We start from the raw sequence: 16,112 nt of genomic DNA on the forward strand, positions 1-16,112 counted from the left end.
ACGCCGGCGGGAAGACCCTCCAACGTCGCGACAAGCGCGGGTCCGTGCGACTCCCCCGCGGTCAGCCAACGCAACCTGCTCAACGGTGTGCTCCTTTGCCCTGCGTGATTCGGTGCTCTACGAGGTGGCGTCGCCGGTGAACAGGCGTCGCAGCTCGTCGTGAAAGTCCGGAAAGGTCTTCGCCACGCAGGCCGGGTCGTCCAGCGAGATCGTGTCCGGAACCGCGAGCCCGAGGACGGAGAACGACATCGCGATCCGGTGGTCGCGGTGGCACGCGATGCGGGTGGGACGCGGCACTCCGGGCCGGACGGTGATCCAGTCCTTCCCTTCGGAGGTCTCGATGCCGCAGGCCCGCAGGTTCTCCGCCATGGCGGCGACCCGGTCGGACTCCTTCAGCCGCGCGTGCGCGACACCGCGGATCGTGATGGGCGCGTCGGCGAGGGGCGCGATGGCGGCGAGCGTCATGAACGTGTCGGAGATCTCGCCCATGTCCACGGTGAAGCCGCCGCGCAGCGGGCCGGTGCCCGACACGGTGGTGGCCGTCGGCCCCACCTGCACCTCGGCACCCGCCTGTTCGAGGACCTCGACGAAGCGGAGATCGCCCTGCAGACTGTCGGTGCCGAGGCCGGGCACGGTGACGGTACGTCCGGTGACGGCCGCCGCGGCGAAGATGTACGAGGCGGAGGACGCGTCGGGTTCGACCACGACGTCCGTCGCGTCGTACGCGCCCGGCCGGACGCTGAGGGTGCCGTCCGCGCTCTCCTCGACCCGGGCTCCGAAGCGCCGCATCAGGGCCACCGTCATGTCGACGTACGGGCGGCTGACCAGGCTGCTTCCCGTGCGGACCTGGAGGCCGCGGCGCATCAGGGGGGCCGCCATCAGCAGTCCGCTGAGGTACTGGCTGCTCAGGGACGAGTCGACCGAGAGTTCGCCGCCCTCGATGCCGTGCGCGCGGATCAGCAGGGGGAGCCCGTTGCCCGGGCCGGGCTCCAGGTCGGCGCCGAGGGCGCGCAGCGCCTCGATCAGGGGGCGCTGCGGGCGGGCGCGCAGCTGGGACGAGCCGTCGAAGAGGAAGGTGCCGTGGCCGGTGGCGGCGAACGGGGGCAGGAAGCGGGCCGCCGTCCCGGCGTCCGCGCACCACGGCCTGGCGGGGCCCTCAGGTCCGTGTCCCGTGCCCGTCACCTGCCAGAACGCGTCGTCGGGGCCGCTCTTCACCGGGATGCCGGACACGCCGAGCGCCTCGCGGAACGCGACCGTGTCCTCGCTGACCAGCGGGGCGCGGAGGGTGCTCGTGCCTTCGGCGGCGGCGGCCAGCAGAAGCAGTCGGTTGGTCAGACTCTTCGATCCCGGTACGCGGGCGGCCAGGCCGGTGCCCGGCTCCTTCTCCGTGATCACGCGGGTGCCTCCATACGGCGGGGGGTTAGGGCCGGGGAGCGCTCTTGGGGGAAGGAGCTCCCCGGCCCGGTCAGAGGGGGTCACGTCAGGGCCGGGGCGTCAGGCCCGTGGCTCCGGGACCACGGCGTCAGGCCCGTGGTCCCTTCACCATTCGAGCAGGGCGAGGCCCGCGGCCATGCCGCCGCCGAAGCCAGCGAGCAGGATCAGGTCGCCGGGCCGGAAGGCCCCTTCGCGGGCGGCCGCGTCCAGCGTGATGGGGATCGACGCCGCGCCGGTGTTGCCGTACCGCTCCAGGGTCAGGTGCGTGGTGGCCCGGGACAGCGCGAGGTCCTCGATGACCGTGTCCAGCATGACGCCGTTGGCCTGGTGCGGCACGAAGTGCGCGACGTCGTCCGGCACCACGCCGGCCTCGTGCAGGAACTGCTTGGTCAGCTGCGGCAGTTGCTCCACCACGAACCGGCGCACCTCGCGCCCGTCCATCGCGAAGTACTGCAGCCCCGCGTCGAGGACCGCCTGGTCGGCGGGCTGCCGGCTGCCGCCCGCGGGCACCTGGATCAGCCCGGCGAGCTCGCCGACGGTGTGCAGGGTGACGTGCCGCACCCGCGCCCCGGCCGCGCCCCCGCCACCGGCCGGGCCGAGCACCATCGCCCCGGCCCCGTCCCCGAACAGCACCACCGTCTTGCGGTCGGCCGGGTTCAGGATCCGCGAGTAGACGTCCGCGCCGATCACCAGCGCGTGACCGCCCTGGCGGGCCAGCATGCCCTCGACCACCGAAAGCGCGAACACGCTGCCCGAGCAGACCGCGTTCACGTCGAACGCCGCCGCCCCGAGGGCACCGAGCTGCTGCTGCACATAGACCGCGGTCGGCGGCTGCGGCCGGTCCGGCGTGGACGTCGCCACCACGATCAGCGACAGCTGGCCCACGGTGATGCCCGCCGACTCCAGTGCCGCCCGCCCGGCCGCCACCGCGAGGTCGGAGGTGGCCTGGCCGGGCGCGGCCCAACGCCGCTCCCGGATCGCGGTCTTGCGCACGATCCACTCGCCGTCGACGCCGGCCGGCGCGCCGACCTCGTCATTGGAGACGATACGGTCCGGCACATAGGCGCCCGTACCGAGAACTGCGATATCGGCTGCGATACCGGTCATTCGCCTGCCCCACCCTCAACGCGACGTGAATGGATTCTGTGTCTCTCCGGCGCCCGTCCGGCACCTCCGCACTCGCGCGCGGTGTGCGTGGGCGGCACCGACCGGCCGCCCACGCACCTCCGTACTCGCACGATGCCGCTACCGCCGCTCGTAGATCCGCTTGTGGCCGCGCAGGGCGGCCAGCCGGAACGCGCCGCTGGTCTGCACCGGCGTGGGGTGGTCCCCGCCGTCGGTGGGGAAGGACCGCTCGTGCAGCTCGCGGTAACCGGCGTAGTCCAGCGGCTTGCGCTGCTCGATGACCTGCTGGTGCTCGGCGGTGCGCAGCTGCTCGCGGTAGCCGGCCACGACCTCGCCCGCGAAGAACTCCGCGACACTGCCCGAGCCGTAGCTCAGGAAGCCGATCGAGCGTCCTGTCAGGTCGTCGGCCTGGTCCAGGAGCGCGGCCAGGCCCAGGTACACGGAGGCGGTGTAGCTGTTGCCGATGACCCTGTTGTACGCCGTGGTCAGGCCGAGGTGCCCCTCGATGACGTCCTTGTCGGTGTCGAGGCCGCAGTAGTTCAGCAGGTGGCGGTGTGCCTTGTAGGCCATCTTCGTGAACGGCTGGTGGTAGCAGAACGCCGCGAAGTCCTCCAGGGAGCGGCCGCCCTGCTCGCTGTAGTCCTTCCAGCAGCCCTCCACCGCCTGGAGATACGCGTTGATCGACTCCTGGCCGTCCACCAGCGCCGCGTCGCGGTAGTTGGGCCGCCAGAAGTCCATCACGTCCGCGGTGAACAGCCCGGAGGGGCCCTCGATCCGCACCAGCGCCGGGTCCGCGCTCACCAGCATCGCCACCGCCGCGGCGCCCTGGGTGGCCTCGCCGGGGCTGTCCAGCTCGTACTTGGACACATCGCTGGCGATCACGAGGACCTGCTGCGAGGGGTCACGCGCCACCAGGCCCAGCGCGAACTGCAGCCCCGCGGTCGCTCCGTAACAGGCCTGCTTCAGCTCCACCACCCGCGCCGCCGACGGCAGCCCGAGCAGCGAGTGGACGTACACGCCGCCCGACTTGGCCTGGTCGATGGAGGACTCGGTGGCGAAGACCACCGTGCGGATCTTCTCGCTGCCGTGCCGGGCGACGATCGGCGCGGCGGCCGCCGCGCCCAGCGTCACGATGTCCTCGTCGGCGGCCGGGACACTCATCGACTCCTGGCCGATGCCGATGTGGTACTTGCCGATCTCCGTCCCGTTGTACTCGGCGAGCGCCGTATGCGGCAGCACGAACTCCGTCGTCGCGAACGACAGATCGTGAATTCCTATGCCTGAACCACTGGCCATGCCCTACACACCGACCTTTTCCGTCTTGTTGTCGCGCTCCAACTGGACATGTGCACGCATCAGTTCGCCGGGGTTCGTCTGCGCGGCGAGCAGCGAGAGCTCACCGCACAGAACCGTCGCGGCCGCGATCACGGCGAGCCGGCGGGCGTTCTCGCCGGGCTCGCGCTCGACGCGGCAGCCGAGCCGGGCGAGGTTGGTCTCGACGAACTCGATGCCCTTGCCGTTGCCCACCGTGCCCACGATCAGGTTGGGCAGCGTGCAGGCGAAGTAGAGGTCGCCGTCGCGGTCCTCGGCCATGGTGACGCCCTGGGAGCCCTCGACGATGTTGGCCGCGTCCTGGCCGGTGGCGAGGTAGAAGCCGAGCAGCATGTTGGCGTAGTGGGCGTTCGCCGAGCGGATGCCGCCGGCGAGCAGCGTGCCGAGCATGTTCTTGCGGATGTTCAGCTGGACGACCTTGGCGGCCGTCGTGTGCAGGACGTCGGTGACGACGTCGCGCGGGATCAGGAGCTCCGTGACCACGTTCTTGCCGCGGCCGAGGATGCCGTTGATCGCGGTGGCTTTCTTGTCCGTGCAGTAGTTGCCGGAGATCGAGCCGTAGGCGATCCCCGGGATGGTGTCGAGGAGGTGCTTCAGGAGCGCGTCGGACGCGAGGGTCGCCATGTTGTGCCCGGACGCGTCACCGGTGGTGAACTCGAACCGGATGAAGAGCAGGTTGGCGTTGATCTCGTGCCGGATGTTGATGAGCTGGGCGAACCGGCTGCAGCCGCGCACCACTTCGCGCAGTTCGTCGATGCGGGCGTCGATGGCGCGGGCGGCCACGTACGCGGTCTGCGCGTCGGTCGCCTCGACGAGCACGGACCGGGTCATCCGCTCGTCGACGAGGGTGGCGACGATGCCGTTCTCGGCGAGCATGGAGACCTTGGCGCCGCGGCCCACGGAGGGCCACAGCGGCGTCTCGTAGGTGGCGAGGGGGACTTGGGTCTCGGTGGTGGCGACGTTGCCGGAGATGCGCAGGGGGCCCACCCAGCGCATCGGGACGCCGGCGATCGCGTGTGTCTCGGTCATCGGGTGCTTCCCGTCAGTTCGTGGGCGGCCTGTACGGAGCGGGAGCGCTGCGCGAACTGCGCCGTGTCGATGCCCCGGTCGGCGCAGAAGGAGCGGAGTTCGCCGTGGATCAGCAGGTCGCAGCGGGTCAGCTCGGCGGGGGTGCGGGCGCCGAGCATGGTCTGCAGCGCGGCGAGCTGGTCGAGCCAGGTCGAGATCTGCGCGATCAGCGCGGAGACGCCCTCGTCCTTCAGGGTGCGGAGGAATCCGCCGGAGGCGCCGACGCCGGACGCGCCGAGCGCCAGCGCGCGGGCGACGTCGAGGGCGTTGCGTACGCCGCCGGAGGCCAGGACGGGGATGCCGACGTCCTGGTTGTCGAGGAGGCAGGCCGCGGTGGACTGCCCCCAGCCGTGCATGAACGCGTACTCGCCGAGTTCGCGCCGGCCGTTCTCGATGCGGGCGAAGTCGGTGCCGCCGCGGCCGCCGAGGTCCGCGACCTGGACGCCGAGGCTCTCGATGAGCAGGACGGTCTCCCGGCTCAGGCCGTTGCCGACCTCCTTGACGATCACGGGGACCTCGACGGCCGCCGCGATCTTCTCGATCTGCGGGACCCAGGAGGCGAACGACCGGTCGCCCTCCGGCATGGGTGTTTCCTGCGCGGTGTTGATGTGGATCTGCAGGGCGTCGGCCCGCACGAGGTCGATGGCGCGCTGCACCTTGTCGACCGAGGCCGTCGCGTTGACGTTGGCCAGGACGAAGCCGTCGGGGTTCTCCTTGCGCAGCACGCTGAACGTGTCGGCGCAGGACGGGTCCTTGAAGTAGGCGCTCATGGACCCGGAGGCGACGGCCACGCCGGTCTCGCGGGCGGCGATGGCGAGGTCCCGGTTGATGATGCCGGTGCTGACGCTGCCGCCGGTCATCGCGTTGATGTAGAGCGGCACCGGCCAGGAGATGCCGGCGAAGGTCGTGGCCAGGGACACGTCGGGCCGGTCGATGCCGGCCAGGGCGTGGTGGACGAACGACACCTCGTCGAACTGGTTGTGTCCGCTGTGCTGCCGCTGGTGCTCGACAGCGAGGCGGACGTGGTCGTCCTTGCGTTGAGAGATCATGCTTCGTTCCCTTCCATGGCGGGGCGGATCGGCAAGGGCCGCACCCCCGCCGTGGTCCACCGTTTCCGTACGTGGGCGATGTCCGGTGCCGCTTCGGCGTCGAGCAGTGCGATGCCGCAGTCGCCGCCGCCCGCCCCGGAGGGCTTGGCCGCGCCGCCGACCGCTTCGGCGGCGTCGCACAGCGCGGTCAGCCGGGGCGTGAAGATGCCGAGCCCGGCTTCTTCGTCGATGCGCGCCAACTCCTGGCGGGCGCGACGGATCTGGCGCAGCAGCCCGTCGTGGTCGGCGCGGTCCAGTGCGTCGGCCGAGGCGTGCACGAAGTCGTTGCTGGTCTCCACGAACCTCCGGTGGGAGGCGCTGCCTCGCCAGGTCTTCCGGTCCAGGCCGGAGACGAGGGAGGAGGTGGAGGCGGGGGTCCCGGTCCAGCCGACTTCCAGTGAGAGGGCCGCGGGCCGCGGCAGTGGGCGTACGTCGTGGCCGGGCCAGGGCACGCGCAGGGCCTCCTCGAGGCCCGCTCTCGCGGCCAGGTCGAGGACGGCGGCCCGGTCGGGTGCCCGGTAGGCGATCCAGCCGCCCCAGGTGCCTGCGGCGAGGTCACCGCCGGAGGCCCTCGGTTCGAGGGCCGCCGTGGCGAGCATCGCGAGGCGGTAGCGGGCGTCGCGGGTCAGGCGGAGGCCGCAGTGGTCGGCCATGGCGGCGACGGTGGCCACGACGACCGCTCCGCTGGACCCGAAGCCGAACTTGGTGCCGTTGTCGTGCAGTTCGCTGCTGACCGAGAGGTCGAGCGCGGGCTCGGGGAGGCCTCGTTCGGCGAGCAGCCGGCCGACGGTCTCGACGGCCGCCGCCACGTGGGCGAAGCGCTCGCGGAGCAGTTGTTCGTCCGGTGGTTGCGCCCCGCCGAGCCGGCCGTCCCGCCATCGGCAGTGTGCCGTGCGCGGGGCGAGGTCGGAGGAGAGTGCGACGCCGGGCTCGCCGGGGTCGGACACGGTGACGGTGACGTACCGGTCGACGGCGACGAGGATCGCCGGGTTGCCCGGCTCCACGACCGCGTACTCGCCGGCGACGAACAGTTTGCCCGGCGCGCGCCGGACGACCGTCGGCCGAGCGGTCACCGGCCGTCCTCGGTCAGCAGCCGGGCGCCGGGGCCCGGGCGGGCGATGTGGACGGCGCCGCCCTGCGCGGCGGCCCGCACGGTGTCGGCGACCCGGTCCGCGTCGGCGGCGCGGCAGAGCACCTTGACGTTGGGCCCGGCGTCCATGGTGGCGTAGGCGGCCACGCCGTCGCGTCTGAGCTGCAGCACGCTGTCGAGGACGGTGAGCGAGGCCGGTGACATGTAGCGCACGGCGGGGCGGGCCGCCAGCATCGTGGCGTGCATGCCGAGCGCGTTGCGTTCGGCGATCTCCCCGACGGCTTCGAGGTCGCCGCGGCCGAGTGCCCGGCGCATGTCGGCCAGGTCGTCCTTGCTGGAGAGGGCCCACGGCTCGTAGAGCGGCGAGGTGTCGACGGTGCGTCGCATGGCGGCGCGGCTGGACACGTCCTTGGGTCCGGCGTTGACGACGGCGACGACCAGGGCGGGGTCAAGGGGTCCTGTGGGCACCGGCTCGGCGTACGAGCTCAGGTCGGCTTCCTCGTCGGTGCCGGTCTCCCGGCCCGCGTGCCAGACGACGAAGTCCCCGAAGAGGGACCGGGAGGCCGATCCTGAGCCGCGCCGGGCGAGGCGCGACAGCGCGATGGCGTCGAGGTCGAGGCCGTAGGCGGCGGCCGCCGCCACCGCCAGGGCGGCGAAGCCGCTCGCGGAGGACGCGAGGCCCGCCCCGGTGGGCACGGTGTTCTCGGTGTCGACGACGGCCCGGTCGGCGATGCCGGACCGCTCGCGCACCAGGTCGAGGAAGGTGACGATGCGCCGCCGTGCCTCGCCTTCCGCCGGGGTGCCGCCGAGCGTCACCTCGTCGTGGTCGGCCCCGGGGGCCAGGTGGACGCGGGTGGTCGTGGGGAAGATGTCCAGGGTCATGGACAGGCTGTCGGTGCGCGGCAGGATGAGCCGCTCGTCGCGCTTGCCCCAGTACTTGATGAGTGCGATGTTCGGGTGCGCCACGGCGGTCGCGGTGCCCGTCGCGCCCGTCGGCGCCGTGCGCACGGCGGTGGCCTGCTGTTCAGCGCCCATGACCGGCAAACCCCCTCAGCGGTACGACCCATGTCTGTACGGCACCGGCTTCGTGCAGCTGCCGGGTGACCGCGCTCGCCTGCTCCGACTGGGTCAGTGCGAGCACGCAGCCGCCCATGCCACCTCCGGTGATCTTGGCGCCGAGGCTGCCCGCCGAGACCGCTCCGTCGACCAGTGCGTCGATCCGCTCGGTGCTCAACCCGGCGGCGCGCAACAGCTCGTGATACTCCGTCATGCGGGAGCCGAGCTCTTCGGGCTTTCCGTCGGCCAGGGCGTGCCGGGCCTCGTCGGTCAGCTCGGTCGCGCGGCGCACGAACCGCTCCTGTGCCCCTTCGTGGCGCTGGAAGCCCTCGCGCAGCAGGCCGACGGCGTCCTTGGTGCGGCCCACCTCGCCGCTGTCGGCGACGATGAACAACCCCTCGCAGCCGATGGGCAGTTCCTCGGAGCGGCCCTGCTGGAACAGCAGCGGTCCGGGGGCGCCGACGGCGGTGGCGTCGACGCCGCTGGCGCGGCCGTGCGCCACGTTCTCGGCGGTCTGCACCAGGTCGAAGGCGGTCTGCGGGGTGACCTCGCGGTCGAAGAGGTCGGCCAGCGCGAAGACGACGGCCCGCGCGCATGCCGCGCTGGAGCCGAGCCCGCGGCCCGGCGGGATGGCGCAGTCGAGGATCACGTCGAGGTGCACGTCCTCGGCGACGTTCATGGTTGTCCGGAATTCGGCGGTCAGTCGGCGCAGCCAGTCGGAGGCCTGGGTGGCGACGGGGCGCGAGGCGGAGCCGGTCATCGTCAGCGACACGTCGCCGGTGTCGCCCGGGGCCTTGGCCGACCATCCGGCGCTCGCCGTGACCGTCAGCTGGGGCACCGGGAGCGCGAGTGCGGGAGCGCCGTAGACCACCGCGTGCTCCCCCAGCAGAATGGTCTTCGCATGGGCGCGGCCGATTCCGACCGAGCGGGCCCGACGGATTTCTGACACCCCCTCCGCCGAGGTCGGTGGCGTCAACGCACTCAGCTCCCTTTGTCTTTTCTGCATGGAGATCGCATCATCCAGATTTCTAGGAAGGAATGAAGCTGGCCGGGTGCCGTCTGAACCCCAACCGTTCCAGAAAAAGGGCTTGCGGAGCGGCATGGAAACGCCGCTGCGCAAGCCCTTTTGAATGCCCGCCCCGGCGGGCGGGAGCGTGGTCAGCCGTCGGAACGCAGCAGCTTCTCCACGCGCTTCTGCCACTGGTAGTACGACGCGATCTTGTGGTATTCGCCCTTCGGCGTCGACGCGATGCCGTAGACGTAGTTGCGGCCCTCGGTGTCGTACGGCGCGCTCTTGATGAGCCGCTCGAACGTCGGGGCGAGGTCCACCGGGAGGCCCAGCGGCTCCGGCGTCATGACGGAGTACGTGAACCGGTTGATCTTCGGCGAGTCCCAGCTCAGGGTGACGTAGATGACGAACGAGCGCTCGCAGAACTTGAGCAGCTCCTCGCTCGGCGCCGCGAGGCCGAGCTCGCCGAGGATCGCCCGGACGCCCTTCTCCTCGAAGACCCCGGCCGGCACGCGGTCGCCCACGCCACCGCCGAAGTAGAGGTTCATCGTGCGCTTCGAGTAGTCGATCCCGACCGTGCTCACCATGTCGGCGATGCCCCACTTCTCGAAGAAGTCGCGGTTCGCGGCCACGGCGTCCGGTATGGACGGCAGCTTCACCAGCTCGGAGATCTTGCCGAGCTTCTCGGCGCTGGGGAAGGACCAGGTCTTCGTGAAGCCGCCGGCGACGCCGAAGTCGACACCGCAACTGGTGATGGGGAGGTTCTCGTGGACCTCCTTCAGCAGGCTGCCGACGGGGTGGTCCGTCTTCGGGGTGAGACCGTGCTCCAGGGCGCGGGCGTATGGGTCGAGGCCCTTCGGGAGCATCGTGAAGCGGCAGTCGAGGTCGTCCGCGCTGCTGCCGGTGGAAGCCCGGAAGGAAATCACGGAATCCGCGATCACGTCCTGGAAGGCATTCAGGATGGGCCACACCTTGTCGTGCGAAGCGGCGACGTCCACCACCTGGGCCGTCTTCTCGATGATCGAGTAAAGCTCGGTCAGGTCGGCGCTTTCCGACATGGTTCCTCCACTGATCGAATGATCGAATTTGGCGAATTCGCCGGGTTACATCACAACTTAAGGTCGTCAATCCCCCCACCGCCCGCGAAAATCGCAGCAAAAAGGAGGGGGCACCATCACGCGATGGAATGCGAAGGGGAATCGGTACTGCGTCGAGCGCGGACTCGGCCTCGCCGGTACGAACCGGCGGCTACGGCACTCGACCCACGGCCTCGCGGCGGGTTTTGGGCAGAGTCGGCGTGCAGAAATAGTGACACGGGCGGCGCCTTCGAGCCAAGGCCCCTCTGAAGTGACCCGGGTCACATCGGGTGAAGTCGCGCCGGGGCCCCGCCAGTTGGGCGGGGCCCCGGTCGGCGCAGCTCAGACGTACTGTCAGCACTGCCCGGATGTACGGCCGGTACGCCTCACACGTACTGGCAGATGTCCCTCCGCAGGAACGACCCGTGCCCCGCGCGGCCCGTGTACACGCGGTCGTCGATCACCGGTACGCCCCGGGACAGCACCGTCTCCACGCGCCCCGTCACCCTCTTGCCCTCGTAGGCCGAGTAGTCGACGTTCATGTGGTGCGTCTGCGCGGAGATGGTCTGTTCGGCGTGCGGGTCGTAGATGACGATGTCGGCGTCGGCGCCCGGTGCGATCGTGCCCTTCTTCGGGTAGAGGCCGAACATCCTGGCCGGTGTCGCGCAGGCGACCTCGATCCAGCGGCGCCTGCTGATGTGCCCCTCGACGACCGCTTGGTGCAGCAGGTCCATGCGGTTCTCCACGCCCGGCAGGCCGTTCGGGATCTTCGAGAAGTCCTCCCGGCCCAGCTCCTTCTGCCCCTTGAAGCAGAACGGGCAGTGGTCCGTGGAGACCACCTGGAGGTCGTTCGTCCGGAGCCCGCGCCACAGCACCTCCTGGTGCTCGCGCGGGCGCAGCGGGGTCGAGCAGACGTACTTCGCGCCTTCGAAGTCGGGCTCCGCGAGGTTGTCGGTCGACAGGAAGAGGTACTGGGGACAGGTCTCGCCGAAGACCGGGAGTCCGTCGTCCCTGGCCCTGGTCAGTTCGGCGACGGCCTCCCGCGCCGACACGTGCACCACGTACAGCGGCGCGCCCGCCACCTGGCTCAGCTTGATGACCCGGTGCGTCGCCTCCGCCTCGAGCAGTGCCTTCCTGACCTCGCCGTGGTGGCGGGGGTCCCGTTCGCCGCGCGCCAGCGCCTGTTCCACGAGGACATCGATGGCGAGTCCGTTCTCCGCGTGCGCCATCACGAGACCGCCGTTCGCACCGGCGCGCTGCATGGCCCGGAGGATCTGCCCGTCGTCGGAGAAGAAGACGCCCGGGTAGGCGGTGAACAGCTTGAACGAGGTGACACCGGAGGAGGAGACGAGGGTGTCCATCTCCTTGAGCGAGGACTCGTTCACATCCGACATGATCATGTGGAAGCCGTAGTCGACGGCGCACCGCCCGGCCGCCTTCTCGTGCCATGCGTCGAGCCCCTCCGCGAGCGTGCCGCCCTTGGGCTGGATCGCGAAGTCGACGATGGTGGTGGTGCCGCCCCAGGCCGCGGCGCGGGTGCCGGTCTCGAAGGTGTCCGCGGCGAGGGTGCCGCCGAACGGCATCTCCATGTGCGTGTGGGCGTCGACGCCGCCCGGGATCACGTACTTCCCGGTGGCGTCGAGCACGCGGTCGGCGGTCCACCCGTGGCTGCCCGGGGTGGCCAGCGCCGCGACCCGGCCGTCCGCGATCAGGACGTCGACGGGCAGTTCGTCGGAGGCCGTGATGACCAGGCCGCCGGTGATCAGAGTGCGGGTACTCATGTGGTGCGCTCCCTTTCCTGCGGGCCTGCGGGGTCCTTGCACGCATGCACCGGGGCGGTCCCCGACTAGGCGCTGTGCAGCGCCCGTTCGAGGATCGCGGCGCCCTCCTCCGCCTCGGCGACGGTCAGCGAGAGCGGCGGGGCGACGCGCAGCACGCTGGTGTCGTGCCCGCCGCCCTTGCCGATGAGCAGGCCGCCCTCGCGGGCCGCTTCGAGCACGGCGGCGGCCGCCTGCGGGTTCGGCCGGTCCGTGCCCGGTTCGACCAGTTCGACGCCGATCATCAGGCCGCGTCCGCGCACCTCGCGTACGACGGGCAGCTGGGCGCAGATGGCCCGCAGCCGCTCGATGAGGAGCCCGCCGACGCGCCGCGCGTTGCCCTGGAGGTCGTGCTCCAGGAGATACGTGAGGTTGGCGAGGCCGGCCGCCATGGTGACAGGGGAGCCGCCGAACGTCGAGATGGAGTTGGCGTCGAGGCAGTTCATGACCTCGGCGCGGGCCACGACGCCGCCGACCGACATGCCGTTGCCGATGCCCTTGGCGAAGGTGAGGATGTCCGGCGGGCCGTGCTGCGCGTGCGCCTGCCAGCCCCAGAAGTGGTCGCCGGTGCGGCCCCAGCCGGTCTGCACCTCGTCGGCGATCCACAGGATGCCGTGCTCGGCCAGGACTTCGCGGAACGCGGCGTACAGGCCGTCGGGCGGCGAGGTGAAGCCGCCGACGCCCTGCACCGGCTCGGCGATCAGCGCCGCCACTCCCCCGCGGGTCTGCCCGAGCATGTCCCGCAGGTCGGCGACGCAGGCCGCGGTGAACTCGGCGTCGCTCAGTGCGGCGTACGGGCCGCGGCTGCGGACGCCTCCGTGGACGTACAGCGTCTGGAGGGGCGAGAGGCTGGTCGGCGACCACGACTGGTTGCCGGTGATGCCGACGGTGGTGAAGGACCGGCCGTGGTAGCTGTTGCGCATCGCCAGGATCTGGTTGGAGCGGCGGTGGGCGGTGGCGAGGAGCAGCGCCGCGTCGTTGGCCTCGGTGCCCGATGTGGTGAAGAAGACGCGCGCGTCGGGGATGCCGGACAACGCCGCGATGCGCTCGGCGAGTTCGACCATCGGCCGGTTGAGGTAGAGGGTCGAGGAGTGGATGATGCGGCCCGCCTGCTCGCTCACCGCCTTGGTGACCTCGGGCAGTGCGTGGGCCGTCATGGTGGTGAGGATGCCGCCGAAGAAGTCGAGGTACTTCCTGCCGTCGGCGCCCCACACATGGCGGCCCTCGCCGTGGGTGAGCTCGATCGGCCGCTGGTAGTAGAGCGCGAGCCAGTCGGGCAGCACTGCCCGGTGGCGGTCGTACAGATCGGTCACGGCTGCACCAGCCCTTCGTAGGCATCGGGACGGCGGTCGCGGTAGAACGCCCACTGTTGGCGTACTTCCTCGATGAGGCCGAAGTCGAGGTCCCTGACGACGAGTTCTTCGGCCTTGTCGCTCGCGGGTTCGCCGACGAACTTGCCGCGCGGGTCGACGAAGTAGCTCGTGCCGTAGAAGTCGTTGTCGCCGTACTCCTCCTGGCCGACGCGGTTGATCGCGGCGATGAAGTACTCGTTGGCGACGGCGGCGGCGGGCTGTTCGAGCTGCCACAGGTGCGCGGAGAGGCCGCGGTGGGTGGCGGAGGGGTTGTAGACGAGCTGGGCGCCGTTGAGGCCCAACTGCCGCCACCCTTCGGGGAAGTGGCGGTCGTAGCAGATGTAGACGCCGACCTTGCCGACCGCGGTGTCGAAGACGGGCCAGCCGAGGTTCCCCGGCTTGAAGTAGTACTTCTCCCAGAAGCCCTTGACCTGGGGGATGTGGTGCTTGCGGTACTTGCCGAGGTAGCTGCCGTCGGCGTCGATCACGGCCGCGGTGTTGTAGTAGAAGCCGGACTGCTCGACCTCGAAGACGGGGACGACGACCACCATGCCGGTCTCGCGGGCCAGTTCCCGCATGCGGGTGACCGTGGGCCCGTCGGGGACGGGCTCGGCCCAGCGGTAGTGCTCGGCCTCCTGGACCTGGCAGAAGTAGGGGGCGTTGAAGACTTCCTGGAAGCCGATCACCTGCGCGCCCTGCCGGGCGGCCTCGCGGGCGTGCTCCTCGTGCTTGGCGATCATTGATTCGGTGTCGCCCGTCCAGGTGGCCTGAACCAGTGCGGCGCGTACGACGTTGGCCATGAGCTGCTCCTTCGTAGGCCCGTGGGAGGGCACCGATGAGCTTCTACGCACGTAGACCTGCTGCGTGGATCAGGAAAACGTAAGCCTCCGCCGAGGGGCTGAGCAAGACCATCGCCGTCAACCGGTGGAGTCGATCATGTTTCGCACCCGAGCGGGCCAGAAACGGGCGGGGACGATCCCGGTCAGGCGTTGAATCCGGCTACGCGCAGCGCGTGCACGAGGTCCCAGTGGTGCGCGTCCGAGACCTGCCGGGCCGTCTCGAGGAGCAGGGGTATGAGGCGGTGCGGGTCCGTGTGCGCACAGTGGGCCACGTCCTCGGGGGTGCGGACGCGGACGTAGGAGTCGAGGAGCGCGCGGGCCTCCCGCTCGCGGCCCGCGTCGATCAGCGCGACGACCGCCTCGGCGATCTCCGGCGCGGGGCGCGCGACGCCCTGCCGCAGCAGCTTCCTGCAGTCGTCGGCGCGGCCGGAGCCGGCCAGCGCGTCCGCAAGGGCGACGAGCCGGTCCGGCGGCAGCGAGGCGGCCTCCCACAGCAGCGTGGCCCAGTCGGCGCCGAGGCCCGCGCGGTGCAGTTCGACGGCGAACTGCGGCAGCGTGTCCGCGGGCCAGCCGGCGGCCTCGACGAGCACGCCGTGCGCCTCGCCGCTGCGGCCCTCGCGGCGGAGTTCGACGATCTTCCGCACGGCGTCGGAGGTGGCGCGCTCGGCGGGGTCCTCGTCGGGGAAGTGCGGCGGTTCCTGCGCGGGCGCGGTGTCGGGGGCACCGGCGTGCCGCCCGCCGTCGCCGAGCCCGGCGAACCGCGCGCCTCTGGGGTATGCCGGTTCCGCCGCGTGGGATGCGGAGCCCTGCCGGGGCACGCGCGACTCGTCGCCCGGAGAAGGGGACGCCCCTCCCGAGGACGGGGACACCCCGAACCCGTCGTCCGCCGCCGCGCCGAGGTCCACCCACGACGGCCGTGCCGCCTCGGCCAGGCGGTCCATCCGCTCCTGCAGTTCGGCGCAGCGGGCGGTCGCGCGCTCGTGGTCGTCGCGCACCCAGGCCAGGTCGAGGTTGATGCGGTCGGCCTCGTCGGCGTCGGTCGCGGCGGTCAGCCGGTGCGTCAGGTCGGCCTGCCGCTCCAGGGCGATGCGCTGCTCCGTGAGCATCATGTCGAGCCGGTCGCTGAGCAGTTCCCGGCCGCCGGGCCTGGCGTCGTACGCGGCGATCGACGCGCGGTGCAGGGCGCGCGCCACGGCCGCCTCGCGCTCGGCCTCCGGGAGGCCGCGGTCCGCCGCGAGGTCGTGGAGCAGCGCCTGCACCACGTCCCAGGGCGGGACCTCGGCGCCGTCCAGACAGGCGCGCATGCCGTCCGGGTCGCGCTGCCAGAACACGCCGCACCAGCCTGCTTCCTGGTCCAACCGTCCCAGCAGATCCCTCAAGTACCTCGCGAACTCCCTTACCTGCTGCGGGAGTTGTTCCACTACCATCCGACCGGCACCGCCCCATGGAGACTGGAGTCTTCCGGTCCGGAAGATAACACCAGACGTGTTACGGGACGACTACATGCAGTTTTCCGGCGGCGTGGGACGGAGCGCTCAGACGGGGGTCAGCTCGCACCGGACCACCAGCTCGTCCAGCGAGAGCCCCAGCACGGAAGCGAGCGCCGCCACGGTGAACAGCGCGGGCGTCGGCGCCCGACCCGTCTCGATCTTCCGCAGCGTCTCCGCGGAGAGACCGGCCTCCGCCGCGACCGACACCATGCTCCGCTCGCCCCGGGCCTCCCGCAGGAGCACCCCGAGACGCTCGCCGCGCTCACGCTCTTCCGGGGTCAAAGGAGTCCGAACCATGCCCCCACCCTACCCGACCCCCGATTTTTATACCGGCAT

Annotated in this window: 14 protein-coding genes; all 14 read right to left on the reverse strand. The window is 71.2% G+C overall.

Features of this window, described 5'->3' with window-relative positions:
* Nucleotides 1-117 precede the first annotated feature (117 nt).
* Nucleotides 118-1,395: a 3-phosphoshikimate 1-carboxyvinyltransferase gene (gene aroA / locus ACH4D5_RS31595; protein ID WP_398309050.1), complete on the reverse strand. Its 1,278-nt coding sequence runs from the start codon at nucleotides 1,393-1,395 to the stop codon at nucleotides 118-120.
* A 144-nt stretch (nucleotides 1,396-1,539) separates the two neighbouring features.
* On the reverse strand, nucleotides 1,540-2,541 hold the full coding sequence (locus ACH4D5_RS31600) for a 3-oxoacyl-ACP synthase III family protein (RefSeq protein ID WP_398309053.1): 1,002 nt from the start codon (nucleotides 2,539-2,541) through the stop codon (nucleotides 1,540-1,542).
* A gap of 138 nt (nucleotides 2,542-2,679) precedes the next feature.
* Nucleotides 2,680-3,855 (reverse strand): hydroxymethylglutaryl-CoA synthase, encoded by a 1,176-nt coding sequence (locus tag ACH4D5_RS31605; RefSeq protein WP_398309056.1) that lies wholly within the window; start codon nucleotides 3,853-3,855, stop codon nucleotides 2,680-2,682.
* Between the two features lie 3 nt (nucleotides 3,856-3,858).
* Nucleotides 3,859-4,920, reverse strand: a complete 1,062-nt coding sequence (locus ACH4D5_RS31610) for a hydroxymethylglutaryl-CoA reductase (protein ID WP_362989245.1) — start codon at nucleotides 4,918-4,920, stop codon at nucleotides 3,859-3,861.
* A complete protein-coding gene (fni, locus tag ACH4D5_RS31615) occupies nucleotides 4,917-6,008 on the reverse strand; it encodes a type 2 isopentenyl-diphosphate Delta-isomerase (RefSeq protein ID WP_398309059.1) in 1,092 nt (363 codons plus the stop codon). The genes ACH4D5_RS31610 and fni overlap by 4 nt, the downstream gene beginning before the upstream one ends.
* A complete protein-coding gene (locus ACH4D5_RS31620) occupies nucleotides 6,005-7,120 on the reverse strand; it encodes a phosphomevalonate kinase (RefSeq protein WP_398309062.1) in 1,116 nt (371 codons plus the stop codon). The genes fni and ACH4D5_RS31620 overlap by 4 nt, the downstream gene beginning before the upstream one ends.
* Nucleotides 7,117-8,172: a diphosphomevalonate decarboxylase gene (gene mvaD, locus ACH4D5_RS31625; protein ID WP_398309065.1), complete on the reverse strand. Its 1,056-nt coding sequence runs from the start codon at nucleotides 8,170-8,172 to the stop codon at nucleotides 7,117-7,119. The genes ACH4D5_RS31620 and mvaD overlap by 4 nt, the downstream gene beginning before the upstream one ends.
* The gene (gene mvk, locus ACH4D5_RS31630) at nucleotides 8,162-9,142 is read right to left on the reverse strand and encodes a mevalonate kinase (protein ID WP_398309068.1); all 981 of its coding nucleotides are present in this window, start codon (nucleotides 9,140-9,142) and stop codon (nucleotides 8,162-8,164) included. The genes mvaD and mvk overlap by 11 nt, the downstream gene beginning before the upstream one ends.
* A 209-nt stretch (nucleotides 9,143-9,351) precedes the next feature.
* Nucleotides 9,352-10,260 (reverse strand): aromatic prenyltransferase, encoded by a 909-nt coding sequence (locus ACH4D5_RS31635; protein ID WP_398309071.1) that lies wholly within the window; start codon nucleotides 10,258-10,260, stop codon nucleotides 9,352-9,354.
* A gap of 404 nt (nucleotides 10,261-10,664) precedes the next feature.
* On the reverse strand, nucleotides 10,665-12,059 hold the full coding sequence (hydA, locus tag ACH4D5_RS31640; RefSeq protein WP_398309074.1) for a dihydropyrimidinase: 1,395 nt from the start codon (nucleotides 12,057-12,059) through the stop codon (nucleotides 10,665-10,667).
* Between the two features lie 65 nt (nucleotides 12,060-12,124).
* Complete coding sequence (locus tag ACH4D5_RS31645) at nucleotides 12,125-13,408, reverse strand: aspartate aminotransferase family protein (protein ID WP_398309077.1); 1,284 nt, start codon at nucleotides 13,406-13,408, stop codon at nucleotides 12,125-12,127.
* Entirely contained in the window at nucleotides 13,405-14,247 is an 843-nt protein-coding gene (locus ACH4D5_RS31650; protein ID WP_398309080.1) for a nitrilase-related carbon-nitrogen hydrolase, read from the reverse strand. Before ACH4D5_RS31650 ends, ACH4D5_RS31645 begins: the two co-directional genes overlap by 4 nt.
* A 182-nt stretch (nucleotides 14,248-14,429) precedes the next feature.
* Nucleotides 14,430-15,713 (reverse strand): hypothetical protein, encoded by a 1,284-nt coding sequence (locus ACH4D5_RS31655; protein ID WP_398309083.1) that lies wholly within the window; start codon nucleotides 15,711-15,713, stop codon nucleotides 14,430-14,432.
* A 108-nt stretch (nucleotides 15,714-15,821) separates the two neighbouring features.
* Nucleotides 15,822-16,073, reverse strand: a complete 252-nt coding sequence (locus ACH4D5_RS31660) for a helix-turn-helix domain-containing protein (RefSeq protein WP_398309085.1) — start codon at nucleotides 16,071-16,073, stop codon at nucleotides 15,822-15,824.
* Between the last annotated feature and the right edge of the window lie 39 nt (nucleotides 16,074-16,112).

Origin of the sequence: Streptomyces sp. NPDC018029 (assembly GCF_044327655.1) — a bacterium.
GTDB lineage: Bacteria > Actinomycetota > Actinomycetes > Streptomycetales > Streptomycetaceae > Streptomyces.